Consider the following 20,036-nt stretch of genomic DNA (forward strand, 5'->3'; position numbering starts at 1 on the left):
CCGCTTGCGTTCAGAACCTGGCCTGCAGGCCGACGGTGACGCTGCGCCCGCTGCCCGGCGTCACCCACACGCGGCTGTAGGAGCTCGTGTAGTAGGTGGTGTCGAATAGGTTGTCGACGTCGAGCGTCAGGCGCAGCTTGGGATTGATGCGCCAGTACGCGACCAGCTTGGCGGTGGTGTAGGCCGGCAGGTCGAAGGCGGGCGTGCCGGCGGCGGCCTCGGCCTGCGTACGGGCCTGGCCCAGGCGCTTGCCCATGTGCGTGATGCCGCCGCCGATGCCGTAGCGCTGGCCGTTGGCAAAGGCATCCTCGTAGACCGCGAGCACGCTGCCGTTGACCCTGGGCACGTTGAGCAGCCGCCCGCCGACCTCCAGGCTGTTGTCCTTCGCGATCTCCACGTCGTTGAGCACCAGGCTCGCGTTGATGCGCCAGTTCCTCGTGACCTGGCCCGCAAAGTCGAGTTCGAGGCCGCGGCTGCGGATCTCGCCTGCGGAGACCGAGTAGCCGGTGTTCACCGGGTCGGCCGTCAGCACGTTGCGCTTGCGGATGTCGAACAGCGCGGCGGTGGCGCCGATGCGCTGGTCCGCGCTCTCCCACTTGGTGCCGAGCTCCAGCGCGCGGCCGGTCTCCGGTGCGAAGCTGGCCGCCGCGAAGTCGGAGCCGACGTTGGGGCGGAAGGAACGGCCCGCGTTCGCGTAGAAGGTCCACTGCGGCGTCGGCAGCCAGCTCAGGCCGATGCGCGGCGAGGTCGCCGACGGATCCTGGTCGGCCGTGATGCCCGTGCGGCGGTTCAGCAGCGACTGGCGGTAGGTGTCCACGCGCACACCGGCCACCAGCCGCCATTCGGGCGCGAGCCTGACGGCGTCCTGCACGTAGAACGCGGTGCCGCGCTGCCGCTCCAGCGTATCGATGTTCGCGAGCGGCGTGGGCTGGAGCTGGCCGTAGACCGGGTTGTAGATGTTGATGGCGTAGGGCCGCGCGGCGCTGGGGTTGGCCCGCAGCATCAGCGAATCCATCCTGAAGCGGAAGCTCTCCACGCCGAACAGCAGCTCGTGCTCGATGGCGCCCGTGCGGACCTTGCCCTGGAGCTCGGCCTGCACGGCGGTGTCGCTGGAGTCGAAGTCGCGGAAACGCCGCTGGCGCGTCAGGTTGCCGTTGGCCTGCAGCGCGGCCGCTTCGGTGGCAAAGCCGTTGATCGAGGTCTCGCGGTAGGACAGGCCCACGCGGCTGCGCCAGTCCGGGCTCCATTCGTGCGAGAGGACGAACTGGTGGGTCTGGTTGTCGACGGTGACGTCGCCATCGGCGGGCTCTCCGAAAAAGCGGCTGCGCGGGATCGCGCCCAGCCGGTTGTTCACCGCGACCACGCCGCGGTCCAGCGGCGTCCGGTGGCGCAGCACCTCGCCCGCGTACTCCAGCATCGTGTCGCGGCCCAGCTTCCAGGTGAAGGCCGGGGCGATCACCTCGCGCCTGGCGCCCACATGGTCGCGGAAGCTGTCGCGGTCTTCCACCGCGGCGTTGAGCCGGTAGGCGAGGTTCTCGCCGATGGGGCCGGTGCTGTCGAAGGCGCCGCGCTTCAGGCCGTGGCTGCCGGCGTACCCTTCGACCGAATGCGCGGCCTGCCAGAGCGGCCGCTTGGACACGATGTTGAGCGTGCCGCCGGGCTCGCTGCTGCCGTAGAGCGCGGCGGCCGTTCCCTTGAGGAATTCGATGCGCTCGACGCCCGCGAGATCGCGCGGCGCGTTGAAACCGCGGTTCGAGGAGAAGCCGTTCAGCAGCGTCGCCATGCCGGTGCTTTCGTTGCCCGGCAGGCCGCGGATCGCGATGTTGTCCCACAGGCCGCCGAAGTTGTTCTGGCGCGAGACGCCGCCGACGTAGTCGAGCACGTCGTCGAGCTTGGTCGCGCCCAGGTCGTCGATGGCCTGGCGCGTGACGATGCGAACCGACTGCGGCAGCTCGCGCAGCGGCAGTTCGGTCTTGGCGCCTGCGGCTTCTTCCGAGTGGTAGGCGCCCGACTCGGTGCGGCCGACCACTTCGACCGTGGACAGCTGGGCGGCCTCAGGGCCGGCCCCGGAAGACTGGGCGATTGCAGGGCCGGCGAACATCGCTGCGACCGCGAGCGCCAGAGGAAGACGAAGAGGAAGACGAAGAGGCGCGCTGGCCCCCGGGCATTGGATGGAAATCATGAGGAGACTCGGCAAGGCAAGAAGGGGCGCAGCGGCGAGCCCGGCAAGGGCCGCACCGCATGGCGCGTGACTTCACGCCGCAGAACGAGGCTGCGGCGCGAGCGAAGCTGCCGCCGCAAGGGCGGCCTTCAGGCCAGGAGTCGAGGTGGGTCGCGCGAGGCGAAGGGCCAGCGGCCGGGGCTGGGAACGAAGGGCGGCAGTGCTTGCGGCCCTGGAAGACTGGCGTGCACCGGCAGCGCATGCGCGGCTGGCGGCGAGCTCAGTGCCGTGCCCAGGTGCGCGTAGGCCAGGCACCAGGCGCACGCGCCATCCACTTCCTGGCCATGCTCCGCGGCATCGGCATCGCCGTTCGCTTGCGCGGCCGGCAATGCCGCCACCGCGGCGCCCGCTTCCTGCAGATGCACGGCCTCGTGCAAGGGCATGCCGATGACCGTGTTGAAGAACACGGCCAGCAGCAGGAGTCGGGTCAGTGCGCGGCGCAGGAACATGGCGGGAGTGGAGGGCCGGGATCATACCCTTGGGGACGCCCTTCCCCATGGCGGCCAGAGCAGTTCAATAACCTCGCGCGCGGTCCACGAGCCCGGCCATCGGCTGGCCGGCCTCGAAGCGGCGCAGGTTGTCGAGCACGGCTTCGGCGGCGCTCAGCGGCTGCGTCATGCTCGCGATGTGTGGCGTGAGCTGGATGCGCGGATGGCGCCAGAAGGCATGCGCGGGCGGCAGCGGTTCGGGGTCGGTCACGTCGAGCACCGCATCGCCGATGCGGCCGCTGGAAAGCGCTTCGAGGAAGTCATGTTCGACCAGGTGCGGCCCGCGGCCCACATGTACCAGCCCGGCGCCCATCGGCAGCATCGAGAACAGCTTCGCATCGAGAAAGCCGCGTGTCGAATCGGTGAGCGGCAGCAGGCATACGAGGATGTCGGTGCGCGCCAAAAACGCGGGAAGCTCGTCGCTGCCCGCGTGGCATTGCACGCCATCAACGGCATGCCGCGATCGGCTCCAGCCCGCGCAGTCGAAGCCCAATGAGACCAGCTGCGCCAGCACCGCCTGGCCGAGCGAGCCCAGCCCCAGAACACCCACGCGCCGCTCGCCTGCGGGCCGCACCGGCAGCGGCTGCCACCGGCCTTCCTGCTGCTGGCGGCGGTACTGCGGCATGTCGCGATGCAGGCCGAGCACGGCATGCGTCACATACTCGACCATGCCCTGCACGATGCCGGGCTCGACCATGCGCACCACGGGCAATGCAGACGGCAGCGCCGCGAAGTCGAACTGGTCGACACCTGCGCCCGACGAAAAAAGCACCTCGAGATTGGGAAAGCGCTCTGCGAGATTTTCTGGCGGCACCCAGGCTGCGAGAAAGCGCACCTGCGCCGGATCGCCGATGTCGGGCCAGATGCGGAAGTCGATATCGGGGCGGCGCTGCCCGAACACCTCGGCCCATTGGCGGCCGCGTACGGGGTCGGACTTGTAGAGGAAGGTGGTCTTCATGATGGGATGTATTTGGTGTGCTTGTGTTCTTTTTTTCGGGGCGGGTGCACAGGCCACCGGGTACTCCCCTCCGCGAATGTCCCCCGGGCTTCGCCCTCCTCCTTGATTTCGCTGCGGGGAGCACCCGATGCCCTGTGCACTGGGGCACGTTCGTGGTGTACCCGCTGATCAACCGGTGCTCCGAACACGCTCCCGCTGATGGGGTGCCTTGCGCAGCGAAATCAAGGAGGAGGCCGAAGGCCGGGGGACATTCGCGGAGCAAGGTACCCCGTCGGCGGGAGCGCGCCCTGAAAAAAACTATCCAACAGCCTGAGTAACGAGAGCAAACAGCGACGGCCCCTGCGACGCGACAGCAAGCGGCTCACCGCGCACCATCGTCGTCGGCGCATCCACGCGCAGCAGGCCGATGCTCTCGAGCCATTCGGCCAGGCCGCTGTCGAAGTCGATGTCGATGCGCGTGAAGTGGCCGGCGTTCAAACCTGCAAGGTGGGCAATCAGCGCCTTCGCACCCTCGGCATCGGGCGCAACCACCGGGCCGATCGAATGGCCACGGCCGAAGCGCCGCAGCATCGCAAAACCCTTCGGCTCGTTGTCGTGGTCGAGCACCACGCAGGCATCGGCACTTTGCAGCAGCTCGGCGATCAGCGCGTCGCGCCGCATGCCTCGCGCGGCCGCGTCGAGTGCCTGCAGCGCGGGCAGTTCGTTCAGGCCGGCCGGCCGCAGGCGCCAGCCGGGCTCCAGTGCAACCAGCGGCGCGGGCTGCGCAATGCCCTGGTGCTGCCGCACCTCGCCGGTCCGCACAAAACCGAGCCGCTCATAAAGCCCGCGCCCTTCCGCGGTGGCGTGCAGGAGCACCGTGCGGTCCTCGAGCCCATCGAGCAGCGCACTCATGAGGCGATGGCCGATGCGGCGGCCCTGGCAGGCGGGCGTGACGATCACCAGGCCGATGGTGGCGTGGCGCTGGCCCCAGCGCCAGCGCAGGCCGGTGGCGATGATCTCGCCGTCGCGCTCGACCGCAATGCCGTCGGCATGCGGGAACACCTGCTCCCAGTCTGCGGGACGGTGCGGCCAGCGCAGCTCGGCCGAGAGCGCATGCGCTTGTGGAAGATCGGCGGCCGTCATCGGCCTGAGCACCACGCCATCCATGGCGGGTGCGTTCGAAGTGGGTTCAGGCATAGGGAAAACTCTCTGTTGGGGCGGAATGGCGCATCCATCTTGGACGACATTGCAGCGCCGCACCAGAGCGAAACAGGCCTCTTTCGCAACTTGCAAGCTTCGGTTGCAGCACACCCCGGTTTCGCAATTCGCTGCGGCGGCGCGGCCGCATACGCACACAAATGCTGTGCCAACCTGCCTAGGATCGACCGCCACTTTCCACCACCCCCGCCATGCAAGCCTTCGATCCGCAAAACACCCAACGGCAAGGACCCGGAACGCCAGATGGCCGAAGCCAGGCTGCGCTTCAAAAGCGTGCCCGCGGGCTTCGCAACGGCGCACCAAGGTGCATGGCCGCACGCACGCAGGGCACACCGCACGGCATGCCGTCGACGCCCCTGCAAACCGCAGCTTCGTTTCGCCAGGCGCCGTTTTTCCCTACATGCGCCGAGCGATGGCGTGCTGCAATCGCTTCGTAATGAGTTTGTCGCAATTGCCACCCTTCACAGAGGATTCGAGACCATGACCTTCCGTCCCAAGTACGTGACCTTCGACTGCTACGGCACCCTCACCCGGTTCCGCATGAAGGAGCTGACCACCGATCTCTTCGCCGACCGCATCCGGCCCGAGCAGATGGCGCAGTTCGTCACCGATTTCACCGCCTACCGCTTCGACGAAGTGCTGGGCGCGTGGCAGCCCTACGAGGTGGTGCTGAAGAACGCGGTGCGCCGCCTGTGCAGGAAATGGAAGATCCAGTACCTCGACAGCGACGGCCAGGCGTACTACGACGCCGTGCCCACCTGGGGCCCGCATGACGACGTGGCCGCCGGCCTGGCCAAGGTCGCCAAGGAAATCCCGCTGGTCATTTTGTCGAACGCCTCGGACGACCAGATCCAGAAGAACGTGGCCATGCTCGGCGCGCCCTTCCACCGCGTCTACACCGCGCAGCAGGCACAGGCCTACAAGCCGCGGCTGCAAGCCTTTGAATACATGCTCGATTCGCTCGGCTGCAACCCGGAAGACGTGCTGCACGTGTCGTCGAGCCTGCGCTACGACCTGATGTCGGCCGACGACATCGGCATCGTCAACAAGGTGTTCGTGAACCGCGGCCACGGCCCGGGCAACCCGGCCTACCGCTACACCGAGATCCAGGACATCGGCGGCCTGCCCGGCGTCGTCGGTCTCTGATTTTTTTATCTCGCACAAGTCCCACGCCATGAAGCTCGACTCCTACTGGACCGATTCCGCGCCCGCCTTCGCTCCCGCAGTGCATGCACTGCCGGCGCAGGTCGACGTTGCGGTGGTGGGCGGCGGCTTCACCGGCTTGTCGGCGGCGCTGGCGCTGGCGAAGCGCGGTGCCCGCGTCGCGGTGCTGGAGGCCGGCAGCCGCGTGGCGGCCGAGGCGTCGGGCCGCAACGGCGGGCACGTGAACAACGGGCTCGCAGTGGACTATGCCGACGTGGCCGCCAGGGTCGGGATCGACAAGGCCCGCGCCTGGTACCGTGCCTACGACGACGCGGTCGACACCGTGGCGCGGCTGGTGCGCGACGAAGCCATCGACTGCGACTTCATGCGCCACGGCAAGCTCAAGCTCGCCACGCGTGCCCACCAGATGGCCGCGCTCGAACGCAGTGCCGAGCGCCTGGTCGCCGACGGCGTGGACACCGATGTCGAGATCCTCGACGCAGCGCAAGTGCGCAGCGAGGTGCAGAGCGAGCGCTTCCACGGCGGCCTGCTCTACAAGCGCAGCGGCCAGATGCACATGGGCCGCTTCGCCCAGGGCCTGGCCGAGGCCGCGCAGCGCCATGGTGCGCAGATCCACACCGGCACGGCCGTGAACCGCGTCGAGCGCCTCGGCCAGGGCCATGCGCACCGTCTGCACACCGCTGGCGGCATCGTCACCGCCCAGCAGGTGCTGCTGGCCACCGGCGCCACACGCCATGGCGGCTACGGCAGCTTCGGCTGGCTGCGCCGGCGCATCGTGCCGATCGGCAGCTTCATCGTCGTCACAGAGCCGCTCGGCGCCGAGCGCGCGCAGGCGCTGCTCGCGGCCCGGCGCACCTACACGACGGTGGCCAACATCCACCACTACTTCCGGCTCACGCCCGACCACCGGCTGGTGTTCGGCGGCCGCGCGCGCTTCTCGGTCTCCAGCCCGCAGGCCGATGCCGCGAGCGGCGAGATCCTGCGTGCCGGGCTCGCCGAGACCTTTCCGCAGCTCGGCGCCGTGCGGCTCGATTATTGCTGGGGCGGACTGGTCGACATGACGCAGGACCGCCTGCCCCATGCCGGCGAGCGCGACGGCCTCTACTACGCGATGGGCTACAGCGGCCACGGCACGCAAATGTCGGTTCACATGGGCGAGCGCATGGCCGCCGTGATGAACGGCGACGCCGGCGCCAACCCCTGGCAGGGCCGCGACTGGCCCGCCATTCCAGGCCACCTGGGCCCGCCATGGTTCCTGCCGGCGGTGGGCCTCTACTACACGCTCAAGGACAGGCTGGCCTGACCTCCTGCGAGCTACGCGTTTTCGTTTCGTGTTCTTCAACCCAAGGGATCAATCCAGGAGTACCCACCATGAGCGACAGCAGCAACAAGAGGTTCGAAAACCTCGTCGGTCCCGGCGAAAGCCTTCGCGTGATGGATTCGCTGAAACGCGGCGCATCGCGGCGCGACATCCTGGCAATGCTGATGGCCGGCGGCATGCAGGCCACGCTGGCCGGCAGCCTGGCGGGCATGGCGGTGTCCGCGCATGCGCAGACGCCCAGAAAGGGCGGGCGCATCCGGGTGGCAGGCGCCACGGCCGCCGCCACCGACACGCTCGATCCGGCCAAGCAGTCGAACCAGACCGACTACTCGCGCTGCAACATGGTCTACAACGGCCTGACCACGCTGGACGCCAGCCTCACGCCGCAGCCCGCGCTGGCCGAATCCTTCACCACCAAGGATGCCAAGACCTGGGTCTTCACCTTGCGCAAGGGCGTGGTCTTCCACGACGGCAAGGCGCTCGCGCCCGCCGACGTGGTGTTCTCGGTGATGCGCCACAAGGACCCGGCCACCGCCTCCAAGGCCAAGATCCTTGCCGACCAGATCGAAAGCGCCAAGGCGACCGGCCCGAACGAAGTGACCTTCGTGCTCAGCGCGCCGAACGCCGACCTGCCGGTGATCCTGGGCACCTTCCACTTCCACATCGTCAAGGAAGGCACCACCGACTTCAACGCCGGCATCGGCACCGGCCCCTACAAGCTCAAGGAATTCAAGCCCGGCGTGCGCTCGCTGATGGTGCGCAACGACGCCTACTGGAAGCCCGGCAAGCCCTACCTCGACGAGATCGAGTTCGTGGGCATCGGCGACGAGAGCGCGCGCGTCAACGCACTGCTCTCGGGCGGCATGGACCTGGTCGGCTCGGTCAACCCGCGCTCGGTGGCGCGCGTGAAGGGAACGCCCGGCTTCGGCATCTTCGTGACCCAGTCGGGCCAGTACTCCGACCTCGTGATGCGCAAGGACGTGGGCCCCGGCGCCAACCCGGACTTCGTGCTCGCCATGAAGCACCTGTTCGACCGCGAGCAGATGAAGAAAACCATTGCGCTGGACTACGCGGTGGTCGCCAACGACCAGCCGATCGACCCGACCAACCGCTTCTACTTCGCCGGCCTGCCGCAGCGCCCCTTCGACCTCGACAAGGCGAAGTTCCACCTGCAGAAGTCCGGCATCACCGGCAAGGTGCCGATGGTGGCATCGCCCGCGGCGCTCTATTCGGTGGAGATGTCCCTGCTGCTGCAGCAGACGGCGCAGCGCGCGGGTCTGGAGCTGGACATCAAGCGCATGCCGGCCGATGGCTACTGGTCGAACCACTGGCTCAACAGCCACGTCGGCTTCGGCAACGTCAACCCGCGCCCGAGCGCCGACGTGCTGCTGACGCAGTTCTTCCAGTCGGGTGCGGCATGGAACGAGTCGCGCTGGAAGAGCGAAAAGTTCGACCAGCTGCTCGTGGCTTCGCGCGCCGAGACCGACCTGGCCAAGCGCAAGCAGATGTATGCCGACATGCAGACCATGATCCACCAGGACGCCGGCATCGGCATTCCGCTGTTCCTCTCGAGCCTCGACGGCCACAGCTCCAAGCTCAAGGGCCTGTCGCCCATCCCGCTCGGCGGCCTCATGGGCTACAACTTCGCCGAGAACGTGTGGCTCGAAACATGAGCTCTCCCCCAGTCTTGCTCACTTCGTGTAGCCGCCAACCCCCTCACCGGGGGCAACACCAGCGGCCCGGCAAAGCCGGTTCCGCGGTGTTCCCCGAACGGGCCTGGCTTCGCCGGCCGCGGTGGGCGTGAAGCGCATAGCGCAGAGAAGTCACTGATATGAATCACGTCATTCTCAAACTCCTCGGCCAGCGCATCGCGCTGGCGCTCTTGTCGCTGCTGGCGGTCTCGGTGGTCGTGTTCTCGATCACCGCGGTGCTGCCGGGCGATGCCGCGCAGGAGCAGCTCGGCCAGGACGCCACACCCGAGGCGGTGGCCGCGCTGCGCGCGCAGATGGGCCTGGACGTGCCGGCGCCGCTTCGCTATGCGCGCTGGCTTGGCGGGCTGCTGAAGGGCGATCTCGGCACGTCGAGCACCACGCAGATGCCGGTCGGCGAACTCGTTGCCAGCCGCCTGCCCAACTCGCTGCTGCTGGCCGCCGTCACGGCGCTGTTCTCGGTGCCGATCGCACTGGCGCTGGGCATCGCCTCGGCGGTGTGGCGCGGCTCGTGGTTCGACCGCGCCGCCTCGACGACGGCCGTGGGCGTGGTGTCGGTGCCGGAGTTCCTGGTCGCAACGCTGGCGGTGCTGGTGTTCGCGGTGCAGCTTCGATGGCTGCCGGCGCTCTCTTTCGTCAACGACATCGAGTCGATCGGGCAGATGCTGCGCGCCTTTGCCATGCCGGTACTGGTGCTGTGCTGCGTGATCGTCGCGCAGATGATGCGCATGACGCGCGCCGCGGTGATCGACCAGCTCGAGGCGCCCTACATCGAGATGGTGCGCCTCAAGGGCGCCTCGCCGATGCGCATGGTGCTTGCGCATGCGCTGCCCAACGCGGTGGGGCCGATTGCCAACGCGGTGGCGCTGAGCCTGTCGTACCTGCTGGGCGGCGTGATCATCGTCGAGACCATCTTCAACTACCCGGGCATCGCCAAGCTGATGGTCGACGGCGTCTCGCAGCGCGACATGCCGCTGGTGCAGACCTGCGCCATGATCTTCTGCTGCGCCTACCTGATCCTGGTGACGACGGCCGACGTCTGCGGCATTCTCGCCAACCCGCGGCTGCGGCACCGCTGAAGGAAACGCCATGGAAACGTCCACCTCTCCAACGGCCGTGAGCGCCACGGCCTTACTGGCGCCAGCGCCGCAAGAGCGCCGTTCCGGGCCGCTGCGCTGGCTCGCGGGCTTCGGCGCCTCCGGCCTGCTTGGCCTCGCGGTGCTGCTGTTCTGGCTGCTCGCGACGCTGCTCGGCCCCTGGCTGCTCTCGCACAGCGCTGCGGCCATGGGCACCTCGAACGTCTTCGAGCCGATCAGCGCCGCGCACTGGCTCGGCACCGATTACCTCGGCCGCGACATGCTGGCGCTGATCATCCAGGGCGCGCGCTACACGGTCGGCGTGGCGCTGCTGGCCACGCTGCTGGCCAGCGGCACCGGCACCGTGCTGGCGCTGCTGGCTGCCGCCAGCGGCCGCTGGATCGACGCGGTGCTCAGCCGCGGCCTGGACACGCTCACGGCCATCCCGAGCAAGATGTTCGCCCTCATCATGGTGGCGGGCTTCGGCTCCTCGGTGCCGATGCTGGTGGTCACGGCGGCCATCATCTACGTGCCGGGCGCCTACCGCATGGCGCGCTCGCTGGCCGTCAACATCAATGCGCTCGACTACGTGACCGTGGCGCGCACGCGCGGCGAGGGCACGCTCTACATCATGCTGCGCGAGATCCTGCCCAACATCCTGGGCCCGATGCTGGCCGACCTGGGCCTGCGCTTCGTCTACGTCGTGCTGCTGCTGGCGAGCCTGAGCTTCCTGGGCCTGGGCATCCAGCCGCCGGCGGCCGACTGGGGCTCGCTGGTGCGCGAGAACATCGGTGCGCTCGCCATGGGCGGGGCCTCGGTGATCGTGCCGGCACTGGCCATCGCGAGCCTGACCATCGCGGTCAATCTCGTCATCGACAACCTGCCCGGCCGTTCGGCCAGGGAAAGAGGAGCACGCTGATGGGCGCACCACTCACTGTCCAGGGCCTCAGCATCGTGGCCGGCGCGAACACGCTGGTCGACAACCTGAGCTTCTCGGTGCAGCCCGGCGAAGTGCTGGCGCTGATCGGCGAATCGGGTTCCGGCAAGACCACCACCGCGCTCGCGCTGATGGGCTATGCACGCAGCGGCTGCCGCATCTCGGCCGGCCGGGTGCAGATCGGCGACACCGACGTGCTGGCACTCGATGCGGCGCGGCAGCGCGGGCTGCGCGGCCGCACGGTCTCCTACATCGCGCAGAGCGCGGCCGCCTCCTTCAACCCTTCGCGCACGATCATGGACCAGGTGGTCGAGCCCACGGTCATCCACGGCCTGTGCAAGCGGGCCGAGGCCGAGGCCAAGGCGGTGCAGCTGTTCCGCGAGCTGGCGCTGCCCGACCCGGAAAACATCGGCGCGCGCTATCCGCACCAGGTCTCCGGCGGCCAGCTGCAGCGGCTGATGGCGGCCATGGCGCTGATCGGCGACCCCGAACTGGTGATCCTCGACGAGCCGACCACCGCGCTCGACGTGACCACGCAGATCGAGGTGCTGCGCGCCTTCCGCCGCGTGGTGCGCGAGCGCCGCGCCACCGCCGTGTACGTGAGCCACGACCTGGCCGTGGTCGCGCAAATGGCCGACCACATCCTGGTGCTGCGCAACGGCCGAATGAGCGAGCTCAATGCCACCGGGCAGATCCTTTCCGCCCCGGCCGACGACTACACCAAGTGCCTGCTCGCGGCCGCGCGACCCGCGGTGCGCGCATCGGGCCAGGCCTCGGGCGATTCCGCGCTGCTGCTTCACGTGAACCAGCTTTCGTGCGGCTACGGCGCGGTGGACGCCAAGGGCCAGCCGGCCAAGCTCATCCTCGAGGACATCAACCTCAAGCTCTACCGCGGCCAGGCCATTGGCGTGATCGGCGAATCGGGCTCGGGCAAGACCACGCTGGCACGGGCCGTCGCCGGCCTGCTCAAGCCCTGCCACGGCAGCGTCACCTTCGACGGTCACGCGCTCGCGCCCACGCTGCAGCAGCGCGATCGCGAGCAGCTGCGCCGCATCCAGATCGTGTTCCAGATGGCCGACACGGCGCTCAACCCTTCGCAGACCATCTGGCGCATCCTGGCGCGGCCGCTGCAGTTCTACAAGGGCTTGCGCGGCGAGCCGCTCAAGCAGCGCATCTTCGAACTGCTCGACCTCGTGAAGCTGCCGCGCACGGTGGCCGACCGCCTGCCGGGCGGTCTCTCGGGCGGGCAGAAGCAGCGCGTGAACCTGGCGCGCGCACTGGCGGCCGAGCCCGACCTCATCCTGTGCGACGAAGTGACCTCGGCGCTGGACACCGTGGTGGCCGCGGCGGTGCTCGACCTCATGGCCGAGTTGCGGCGCGAGCTCGGCGTGTCCTATCTCTTCATCAGCCACGACCTGCACACGGTGCGCTCGGTGTGCGACGAGATCGTGGTGATGCAGCACGGCCGCAAGCTCTCGCAGGTGGCGCGCGCCGACTACGAACGCGGTCCGCACCATCCCTACTACGACCTGCTGGCGCGTTCCGTGCCCGAGTTGCGCCAGGGCTGGCTCGACGACATGGACCACGCAGCAGCAGCCGCGACAGCCACGCCATCAACCAGGGAAGCACTCGCATGACCCCCACGTTCCGCATTGCGCTGATCGCCGGCGACGGCATCGGCAAGGAAGTGATGCCCGAAGGCCTGCGCGTGGTGCTGGCCGCCGCCGAGCGCTTCGGCTTCGAGCTCGACTGCCGCACCATCGCCTGGGCCAGCTGCGACTACTACGCCGCGCACGGCCAGATGATGCCGGACGACTGGAAGGAACAGCTGCGCGGTGTGGACGCACTCTATTTCGGCGCTGTCGGCTGGCCCGAGACCGTGCCCGACCATGTCTCGCTCTGGGGATCGCTGCTCAAGTTCCGCCGCGAGTTCGACCAGTACATCAACCTGCGCCCGGTGCGCCTGTTCGAAGGCGTGCCCTGCCCGCTGGCCGGCCGCAAGCCCGGCGACATCGACTACCTGGTGGTGCGCGAGAACACCGAGGGCGAATACACCTCGCTCGGCGGCGTGATGTACGAGGGCACCGAGCGCGAGATCGTGATCCAGGAATCGGTGTTCTCGCGCCATGGCACCGACCGCGTGCTCAAGTACGCCTGCGAGCTTGCCCGGTCGCGCAAGAGAAAGCACCTCACGGTGGCCACCAAGAGCAACGGCATCGCGATCAGCATGCCCTGGTGGGACGGCCGCGCCGACGCCATCGGCCGCGACTATCCGGACGTGACCATCGACAAGCAGCACATCGACATCCTGTCGGCGCGCTTCGTGCTGCAGCCCACGCGCTTCGACGTGGTGGTGGCGAGCAACCTGTTCGGCGACATCCTCTCCGACCTCGGCCCGGCCACCACCGGCACCATCGGCCTCGCACCCTCGGCCAACCTCAACCCGGAGCGCAAGTTTCCCTCGCTGTTCGAGCCGGTGCACGGCTCGGCGCCCGACATCTACGGCCAGAACATCGCCAACCCGATCGCGATGATCTGGTCGGGCGCGCTGATGCTGGACTTCCTCACACAGGGCCAGGGCGCAGGCCGCGCCGCGCACGATGCGATCCTGGGCGCCATCGAAGCGGTGCTGCGCGACGGGCCGCGCACACGCGACCTGGGCGGCACGGCCTCCACCACCGAAGTTGGAACAGCCATTGCCGAACGTGTGGCCGCCGCCTGATCTCTCCATTCATCCAAGACCTTTTCGACCATGACACTGACCCTTGAACGCCAGGACCTGCTGCCCGGCCAACACCTCATCGGCGCCGAGTGGCGCGAAGCCAGCGACGGCCGCCGCCTCGACGTGACCGACCCCGCCACCGACGGCGTCTTCGCGAGCGTGCCCGACGGCACCGCCGCCGACGCGCGCGCCGCAGTGAACGCCGCGCATGCGGCCTTCCCCGCCTGGCGCGCCGTGCCGGCCAAGCAGCGCGCGCAGATCCTCAAGCGCTGGAACGACCTGATGCTCGCGCACCAGGAAGACCTGGGCCGCCTCATCTCGCGCGAGCAGGGCAAGCCGCTGGCCGAAGGCCGCGGCGAAGTGGCCTACGCGGCGAGCTATGTCGAGTGGTTCGGCGAAGAAGCCACGCGCGCCAACGGCGACGTGATTCCGGCCCCCGTGACGGGCCGGCGCATGCTCGCGCTGAAGGAGCCGGTCGGTGTGGTCGCCGCGATCACGCCGTGGAATTTTCCGGCCGCGATGATCGCGCGCAAGATCGCGCCCGCGCTGGCCGCGGGCTGCACCGTGGTGTGCAAGCCGGCCGAGGACACGCCGCTGACCTCGCTCGCGCTCGTCAGGCTCGCGCAGGAGGCCGGCGTGCCCGCGGGCGTGCTCAACATCGTCACGGCTTCGCGCGAGCGCACGCCCGAGGTGGTCGACGTGTGGCTGGCCGATGCGCGGGTGCGCAAGATCAGCTTCACCGGCTCCACGCCGGTCGGCAAGCACCTCGCGCGCGCCTCGGCCGACACGCTCAAGAAGCTGTCGCTCGAGCTCGGCGGCAATGCGCCGTTCATCGTGTTCGAGGATGCCGATGTCGATGCCGCGGTCGAAGGCCTGATGGCCGCCAAGTTCCGCAACGGCGGCCAGACCTGCGTGTGCCCGAACCGCGTGTTCGTGCAGGCCAGGGTGCACGACGCCTTCGTCGACAAGCTGGCCGCGCGGGTCGGTGCGCTCAAGGTCGGCCCGGCGACAGAGCCCGACTCACAGATCGGCCCGATGATCAACGCACGTGCGGTCGACAAGATCGAGCGCCACGTGCGCGACGCCGTGGCCCGGGGCGCGCGCATCGTGGTGGGCGGCGAACGGCTGCGCTCCGCGCGCTGCGACGGCCCCAACTACTATGCGCCGACCGTGCTGGTGAATGCCGATGCGGGCATGGAATGCAGCTGCGAAGAGACTTTCGGACCCGTGGTGCCGGTCACGCGCTTCGAGACCGAGGCCGAGGTGATCGCGGCCGCCAACGACACGCCCTTCGGCCTGGCCGCCTACTTCTACTCGAACGACGTGCGCCGCATCTGGCGCGTGGCCGAGGCGCTCGAATCCGGCATCGTCGGCATCAACGAAGGCGCGCTGGCCGCCGAGGCCGCGCCCTTCGGCGGCGTGAAGGAATCGGGCTACGGGCGCGAAGGCTCGGTGCACGGGCTCGACGACTACATGCACACCAAGTACCTGTGCCAGGGCGGGCTGTGAGGCGGCGACCGCGCCTTTTCGGCATTCCGGCTTGACCCGGCCCCAGGGGCATCCTCTAAAAGGGGAAGATCCATCGAAAGGAACACTTCATGCGATCTCCCGCCCCGCACCTGAATCCCTCCGAAGCCGCGCGGCGGCTCGGCGTTTCGGCCAAGGCCCTGCGGCTGTACGAGCAGCGCGGCCTGGTCGAGCCCGGCCGGACCGCGGCGGGATGGCGGGCCTATGGCCCGGCGGAGATGGCCCGCGCGGCCGAGATCGTCGCGCTTCGCGCGCTCGGCTTCAGCCTGGCCCAGGTGGCACGGGTGCTCGCGGGCAACCCCGAAGGCCTGGAGCAGGCGTTGGCCGCGCATCAGACGGCCCTGGAGGCGCAGCTTCGCCAGCTCATGCACACGGTCGAGAAGGTCCGCGGCCTGCGAAGCGATGTTGCGCAAGGCCGAACGCCGAGCATCGGCGAGCTCGCGGGCCTGCTCGCGCCCGCCGGCGAAGTCCGCCTTGCCTTCGACCTGCCATGGCCCTGGGGCGGAGAGCGCTTCGAGCTTCGGGACATCCGGCCGCTCAACTACATTGTCGGGCCGCTCGGCAGCGGCAAGACCCGGCTGGCGCAGCGCATCGCCGAAGCACTGCCCAATGCGGCCTGGCTGGGGCTGGACCGGCGGGTGGGGTGCGGCGCCGCTGTGTCCGAGCCTCGGGTCGACCGCGCGCTGGCCTGGCTCGTGGAGGACGGCGCGACGCCATCGGACGCGCTGATTGCACTTCTGGCCGGGCTGGAAGCGGAAGGACCCGATGCCGTGGTCGTTGACCTGATCGAACACGGCCTGGACCAGGTCACCCAGGAGGCGCTGATTGCCCGGCTGCGCCGCCGCGGACCCAACGCGCGGCCGATCTTCATGCTCACGCGCTCCTGCGCGATCCTCGACCTGGCGGCCGTCGGGCCGGGGGAGGCGATCATCCTGTGCCCCGCGAACCACAGCCCGCCGAGCCTGGTCGCGCCCTGCCCCGGCGCGCCGGGCTACGAGGCCGTCGCCACCTGCCTGGCGTCGCCGGAGGTGCGGGCGCGAACAGCGGGGGTTGTCGCATGGCGGCAGGCGGCCTGAGCACGCATCGAAGCAGGCCCTGTCACCGCAGCGCCGACAGCTCCGCGCGCATGGCAGCAAACGCATCCGCGGGATTCGGCGCGCGCGCTATCGGCCGACCGACCACCACGTGCGTCGCGCCCGCATCGATGGCCTGCGCCGCCGTGGTAAAGCGCGCATGGTCGCTCTTCTCCGAGTCACCGGCCAGCTGTATGCCGGGCGTGACGATCAGCATGCCCGGCGGCAGGATCTCGCGAAGCAGCCGCGCTTCCAGCGGCGAGGCGACGACGCCGTCGCATCCCGCGGCAGCGGCAAGCCGTGCAAGGCGCAGCACCTGCTCGGTCACCGTCGAGCCCACGCCCACTTCGCGCAAGCTTTCGTCGTCCATGCTGGTGATGACGGTGAGTGCGAGCACCTTCAGCTCGGGAAAGCGGCGCGCAGCCTCGACCGCGGACCGAAGCACCGCCGAGCCGCCCGAGGCATGGACCGTCACCATCGAGGCGCCGATCTGCCCCGCTGCGGTGACCGCCGCCGCGACCGAGCTCGGGATCTCCAACAGCTTGAGGTCCAGGAACACACGCTTGCCGCCCGTCACGAGCTCGCGCACGACCGAAGGCCCGGCCGCGGTCAGCAGCTGCAGGCCGACCTTGTAGAACGTCGCTTCGGCGCCCAGTTGACGCACGAGTTCCGCTGCCGATGCAGCGGTGGCAAAGTCGAGCGACACGATGAGGCGGTTGTCCAAGCAGAGTACCCAGTCCAGACAATCGCGCAGCCTATCACCTGGCGGGCACAACCGGCGAGGCTGCCGCCCTCTGTGGGGCACGCTCAATCGGCATCCGGCGGCAGCACCAGCGGGCCGCAGTTCTCGTCGGCAACGAACACCGCCAGCAGCTTCGCGGGGCGCACCGGATCGGGATTCTCCGCAAAGAGATGCAGCGTGCGTGGCGGCTCGAAGAAGGTCTCGCCGCTCTTGTAGGTGCCCACCGGACCGCCGCCGAGCTGCGAGCGGATGGTGCCTTCGAGGATGATCGCGGTCACCGAGCCCGGATGCCGGTGGGCCGGCGAATAGGCCAGCGGCGGAAAGTCGACGAGCACGGTGGTCACCGCCTTGCCCGGCACGTTCGGCAGCGCCTCGCACGAGAGCACCTTGACCGAGGTCGCGGGCCTCGCGTCGGCGCCCGAGCCCGCAGGCGCCGGGGCCGATGAGAACATCGGCCGGGCCACGCTGCTGCACACATCGGCGAACCACTGCGCGGCCTCCTGCCGGTTGCCGTGCGGCATCAGCGCCCAGCCGGCGGCCAGCACCAGGGAGAGCGCAGCAATGCCCGCGCCGAGGTGCCGGTGAAGCTGCCCCGCCTTCACGATGCCACTCCCTGCCGCTGGCGCAGCCGCAGCGATGCCTGCCAGCCCAGCTCGCGCCTGGCCTTCTCGCTGCTGACTTCGGGGTTGTCCTCGGCGATGTTGAAGACACCGCCCTGTGCATGCCGCAGCGCCAGCACCGCCGCCCAGGCCGCGGCCTCCACATGGACCGGGCACGCGCCCCTGGGCGCGGCGGTCGACGTGCCGGGACCATAGAACTGCCCGTAGCGCAGCACCGTGCCCGTGAGGCCCGCCGTGCCCAGCACGCTGCGCTCCAGCGCCGCCACGCCGCCCACGCTGACGCCGCGCGTGCCCTCGGCGGCGAGATCGAGCGGGTCTTCCTCGACATGCGGGGTCGCGCCGGGCGCATAGAGCCAGGCGATGCTCTGCGCCACCAGCCGGCGGGTGCCGGCCGCCGCCGCGGCGGCCACGAGGTTGCGCGTGCCCTCGGTGCGCACGCGCGCATTGCGATGGGCGGCATCGGCCATCCGCTTGGGATCGAGGTCCGGCGGCAGGTCGGTGAGCTGGTGGATCACGATCGCCGGTGCAATGCGCATCAGCGCCGCGCGCAGGGCCGGCGCGTCGAACACGTCGACGACGACGGGCACCGCGCCGCTTGCCTCCAGCGCCTGCGCGCGTTCGGCGCGCCGCGTGCTGCCGTACACGGCGTAGCCTGCGTCGACCAACAGGGGCACGAGCGCGCTGCCGATGGCCCCGGCCGCACCCGCCACGAATATCTTCTCGCTCATCGCATGTCCTTTTTTTACTGGATGTCCGAAGCTTAGGTTTTCGATGCCCCATTCCAAAGAGCCAAGATTCGTCAAAATGAATGGGCCATGAGCCAAGAGAAGAAACCACCCGCCGCCCTCCTCGCGATCGACCGTGCAGCATCCACGCCGCTGCACCGGCAGATCTACGAACGCTTCCGCACGACCATCGAGCAGGGCCTGCTCCGCCCGGGCGACCGCGTGGCCTCGGCGCGCAGCCTGGCCAGCGAACTGGGCGTGGCGCGCGGCACCGTCGAGGCGGCCTACAACCAGCTCGCGGGCGAAGGCTATTTCTCGCCGCAGGGGCAGGCGGGCACGGTGGTCTCGCCCTCGCTGCCCTCCCCGCGATCGGCGCACCGCTTGCGCCGGCAGGCCGAGGCGCGGGCCGTGGAACAGGAACTCGCCGACCCCGCGCCGCCGCCGCCCCTGCAGCTGGGCATTCCGGCGCTCGATGCCTTCCCGCGCAAACTCTGGGCACGCCTGGTGTCGCGCCGCGCCAGGGCAACGGCCGCGGCCGACATGTTCTATGGCGACCCCTCGGGCCATCCGTCGCTGCGCACGGCCATTGCCGCCTACCTGCGGGTGTCGCGCGGCGTCGCGAGCCATCCGTCGCAGGTCTTCGTGACCGGCGGCTACCGCGCATCGCTCGCGCTCACCTCGCACGCGCTGCTCGCCAAGGACGAGCGCGTGTGGGTGGAAGACCCGGGCTATCCGCCAACGCAGGAGGTGCTGCGCAGCGCCGGCCAGCGCACGGTGCCCGTGCCGGTGGACGAAGAAGGCCTGGTCGTCGCGCGCGGCATGCGCAAGGCGGCGGGGGCGAAGATGGCCGTCGTCACGCCCTCGCACCAGGCGCCACTCGGCGTCTCGATGTCGCTCGCGCGCCGGCTGCAGCTGCTCGACTGGGCCTCGCAGGCGAAGGCCTGGATCGTCGAGGACGACTACGACGGCGAATACCGCTACACCGGCCCGCCGCTGCCCGCGCTCAAGAGCCTCGACCACCACGACCGCGTGCTCTACGCCGGCAGCTTCTCGAAGGTGCTGTACCCCGGACTGGCGCTGGGCTACGTGGTGGTGCCCAATGCGCTGCGCGGCGCCTTCGGCGAGGCCGCGCGGACAGGGTCCAACGGATGTCCGCAGCTCACGCAGGCAGTGGTTGCCGATTTCATGCGCGAAGGCCACTTCTCGCGCCACCTGAAGAAGATGCGGCTGCTCTATGCGCGCCGCCGCCACATGCTCGCGGCCGCGCTGCTGAAGGCCTTCGGCGAGGAGGTGCGCATCGACCTACAGGGCGGCGGCATGCACCTGATCGCACGCTTCGACCGGCGGCGCGAAGGCGACGAGGAGCTGGCGCGCCGCGCGCAACGCGCAGGACTGAACTGCCAGCCGCTGTCCGCGCGGGGCACGGCAAGTTTCCGCGACGAGGGGCTGCTGATCGGCTTCACCAACATCGGCTCCGCGATACACGCGCAACAAATTGCGGCGAAGCTGCACCAGGCCGTGGGCCGCGAGCCCTGAAAAACCCGTGCAAGGGCACA

17 protein-coding genes are annotated in these 20,036 nt (G+C 69.4%); 10 read left to right on the forward strand and 7 right to left on the reverse strand.

Annotation, left to right across the window (positions count from 1 at the left end):
• Nucleotides 1-10: 10 nt before the first annotated feature.
• The 4 genes from RZE77_RS31415 to RZE77_RS31430 form a co-directional block, all read right to left on the reverse strand.
• Nucleotides 11-2,182, reverse strand: coding sequence for a TonB-dependent siderophore receptor (locus tag RZE77_RS31415; RefSeq protein WP_319442593.1), 2,172 nt, complete (start codon nucleotides 2,180-2,182; stop codon nucleotides 11-13).
• Nucleotides 2,183-2,310: 128 nt separating this feature from the next.
• On the reverse strand, nucleotides 2,311-2,670 hold the full coding sequence (locus tag RZE77_RS31420; RefSeq protein WP_319442594.1) for a hypothetical protein: 360 nt from the start codon (nucleotides 2,668-2,670) through the stop codon (nucleotides 2,311-2,313).
• 64 nt (nucleotides 2,671-2,734) lie between these two features.
• Nucleotides 2,735-3,667: a 2-hydroxyacid dehydrogenase gene (locus RZE77_RS31425; protein ID WP_319442595.1), complete on the reverse strand. Its 933-nt coding sequence runs from the start codon at nucleotides 3,665-3,667 to the stop codon at nucleotides 2,735-2,737.
• A gap of 297 nt (nucleotides 3,668-3,964) precedes the next feature.
• The gene (locus RZE77_RS31430) at nucleotides 3,965-4,843 is read right to left on the reverse strand and encodes a GNAT family N-acetyltransferase (protein ID WP_319442596.1); all 879 of its coding nucleotides are present in this window, start codon (nucleotides 4,841-4,843) and stop codon (nucleotides 3,965-3,967) included.
• 501 nt (nucleotides 4,844-5,344) lie between these two features.
• Here RZE77_RS31430 and RZE77_RS31435 point away from each other — a divergent pair.
• From RZE77_RS31435 to RZE77_RS31475, 9 genes are all read left to right on the forward strand, one after another.
• A complete protein-coding gene (locus tag RZE77_RS31435; protein ID WP_319442597.1) occupies nucleotides 5,345-6,010 on the forward strand; it encodes a haloacid dehalogenase type II in 666 nt (221 codons plus the stop codon).
• A gap of 28 nt (nucleotides 6,011-6,038) precedes the next feature.
• Complete coding sequence (locus RZE77_RS31440; protein WP_319442598.1) at nucleotides 6,039-7,331, forward strand: NAD(P)/FAD-dependent oxidoreductase; 1,293 nt, start codon at nucleotides 6,039-6,041, stop codon at nucleotides 7,329-7,331.
• A 68-nt stretch (nucleotides 7,332-7,399) separates the two neighbouring features.
• Nucleotides 7,400-9,022, forward strand: a complete 1,623-nt coding sequence (locus RZE77_RS31445; protein WP_319442599.1) for an ABC transporter substrate-binding protein — start codon at nucleotides 7,400-7,402, stop codon at nucleotides 9,020-9,022.
• Between the two features lie 158 nt (nucleotides 9,023-9,180).
• A complete protein-coding gene (locus RZE77_RS31450) occupies nucleotides 9,181-10,137 on the forward strand; it encodes an ABC transporter permease (RefSeq protein WP_319442600.1) in 957 nt (318 codons plus the stop codon).
• Between the two features lie 10 nt (nucleotides 10,138-10,147).
• Nucleotides 10,148-11,053 carry an ABC transporter permease gene (locus tag RZE77_RS31455; protein WP_319442601.1) on the forward strand — a complete coding sequence of 302 codons (906 nt, stop codon included), beginning with the start codon at nucleotides 10,148-10,150 and terminating at the stop codon, nucleotides 11,051-11,053.
• Nucleotides 11,053-12,708 carry an ABC transporter ATP-binding protein gene (locus RZE77_RS31460; protein WP_319442602.1) on the forward strand — a complete coding sequence of 552 codons (1,656 nt, stop codon included), beginning with the start codon at nucleotides 11,053-11,055 and terminating at the stop codon, nucleotides 12,706-12,708. The genes RZE77_RS31455 and RZE77_RS31460 overlap by 1 nt, the downstream gene beginning before the upstream one ends.
• Nucleotides 12,705-13,793, forward strand: coding sequence for a tartrate dehydrogenase (locus RZE77_RS31465; RefSeq protein WP_319442603.1), 1,089 nt, complete (start codon nucleotides 12,705-12,707; stop codon nucleotides 13,791-13,793). The genes RZE77_RS31460 and RZE77_RS31465 overlap by 4 nt, the downstream gene beginning before the upstream one ends.
• A 30-nt stretch (nucleotides 13,794-13,823) precedes the next feature.
• Nucleotides 13,824-15,302 carry an NAD-dependent succinate-semialdehyde dehydrogenase gene (locus RZE77_RS31470; RefSeq protein WP_319442604.1) on the forward strand — a complete coding sequence of 493 codons (1,479 nt, stop codon included), beginning with the start codon at nucleotides 13,824-13,826 and terminating at the stop codon, nucleotides 15,300-15,302.
• 89 nt (nucleotides 15,303-15,391) lie between these two features.
• Entirely contained in the window at nucleotides 15,392-16,396 is a 1,005-nt protein-coding gene (locus tag RZE77_RS31475) for a MerR family transcriptional regulator (RefSeq protein ID WP_319442605.1), read from the forward strand.
• A gap of 22 nt (nucleotides 16,397-16,418) precedes the next feature.
• Here RZE77_RS31475 and pyrF read toward each other — a convergent pair whose 3' ends face one another.
• The 3 genes from pyrF to RZE77_RS31490 all read right to left on the reverse strand — a co-directional run bounded on the left by pyrF (nucleotide 16,419) and on the right by RZE77_RS31490 (nucleotide 18,483).
• Entirely contained in the window at nucleotides 16,419-17,117 is a 699-nt protein-coding gene (gene pyrF, locus RZE77_RS31480) for an orotidine-5'-phosphate decarboxylase (protein WP_319442606.1), read from the reverse strand.
• Nucleotides 17,118-17,200: 83 nt separating this feature from the next.
• On the reverse strand, nucleotides 17,201-17,737 hold the full coding sequence (locus RZE77_RS31485) for a cupin domain-containing protein (protein WP_319442607.1): 537 nt from the start codon (nucleotides 17,735-17,737) through the stop codon (nucleotides 17,201-17,203).
• Nucleotides 17,734-18,483: an NAD-dependent epimerase/dehydratase family protein gene (locus RZE77_RS31490; protein WP_319442608.1), complete on the reverse strand. Its 750-nt coding sequence runs from the start codon at nucleotides 18,481-18,483 to the stop codon at nucleotides 17,734-17,736. Before RZE77_RS31490 ends, RZE77_RS31485 begins: the two co-directional genes overlap by 4 nt.
• Before the next feature lie 87 nt (nucleotides 18,484-18,570).
• Between RZE77_RS31490 and pdxR the strand changes: the two genes are divergently transcribed.
• Entirely contained in the window at nucleotides 18,571-20,016 is a 1,446-nt protein-coding gene (pdxR, locus tag RZE77_RS31495; RefSeq protein WP_319442609.1) for a MocR-like pyridoxine biosynthesis transcription factor PdxR, read from the forward strand.
• Nucleotides 20,017-20,036 lie beyond the last annotated feature (20 nt).

The organism is Variovorax sp. SPNA7 (assembly GCF_033807855.1).
Lineage (GTDB): Bacteria > Pseudomonadota > Gammaproteobacteria > Burkholderiales > Burkholderiaceae_C > Variovorax > Variovorax beijingensis.

Coding starts and splice junctions, on each gene's coding strand:
- RZE77_RS31415 (WP_319442593.1), bottom strand. CDS start 2,182: ATGATTTCCATCCAATGCCCGGGGGCCAGCGCGCCTCTTCGTCTTCCT.
- RZE77_RS31420 (WP_319442594.1), bottom strand. CDS start 2,670: ATGTTCCTGCGCCGCGCACTGACCCGACTCCTGCTGCTGGCCGTGTTC.
- RZE77_RS31425 (WP_319442595.1), bottom strand. CDS start 3,667: ATGAAGACCACCTTCCTCTACAAGTCCGACCCCGTACGCGGCCGCCAA.
- RZE77_RS31430 (WP_319442596.1), bottom strand. CDS start 4,843: ATGCCTGAACCCACTTCGAACGCACCCGCCATGGATGGCGTGGTGCTC.
- RZE77_RS31435 (WP_319442597.1), top strand. CDS start 5,345: ATGACCTTCCGTCCCAAGTACGTGACCTTCGACTGCTACGGCACCCTC.
- RZE77_RS31440 (WP_319442598.1), top strand. CDS start 6,039: ATGAAGCTCGACTCCTACTGGACCGATTCCGCGCCCGCCTTCGCTCCC.
- RZE77_RS31445 (WP_319442599.1), top strand. CDS start 7,400: ATGAGCGACAGCAGCAACAAGAGGTTCGAAAACCTCGTCGGTCCCGGC.
- RZE77_RS31450 (WP_319442600.1), top strand. CDS start 9,181: ATGAATCACGTCATTCTCAAACTCCTCGGCCAGCGCATCGCGCTGGCG.
- RZE77_RS31455 (WP_319442601.1), top strand. CDS start 10,148: ATGGAAACGTCCACCTCTCCAACGGCCGTGAGCGCCACGGCCTTACTG.
- RZE77_RS31460 (WP_319442602.1), top strand. CDS start 11,053: ATGGGCGCACCACTCACTGTCCAGGGCCTCAGCATCGTGGCCGGCGCG.
- RZE77_RS31465 (WP_319442603.1), top strand. CDS start 12,705: ATGACCCCCACGTTCCGCATTGCGCTGATCGCCGGCGACGGCATCGGC.
- RZE77_RS31470 (WP_319442604.1), top strand. CDS start 13,824: ATGACACTGACCCTTGAACGCCAGGACCTGCTGCCCGGCCAACACCTC.
- RZE77_RS31475 (WP_319442605.1), top strand. CDS start 15,392: ATGCGATCTCCCGCCCCGCACCTGAATCCCTCCGAAGCCGCGCGGCGG.
- RZE77_RS31490 (WP_319442608.1), bottom strand. CDS start 18,483: ATGAGCGAGAAGATATTCGTGGCGGGTGCGGCCGGGGCCATCGGCAGC.
- pdxR (WP_319442609.1), top strand. CDS start 18,571: ATGAGCCAAGAGAAGAAACCACCCGCCGCCCTCCTCGCGATCGACCGT.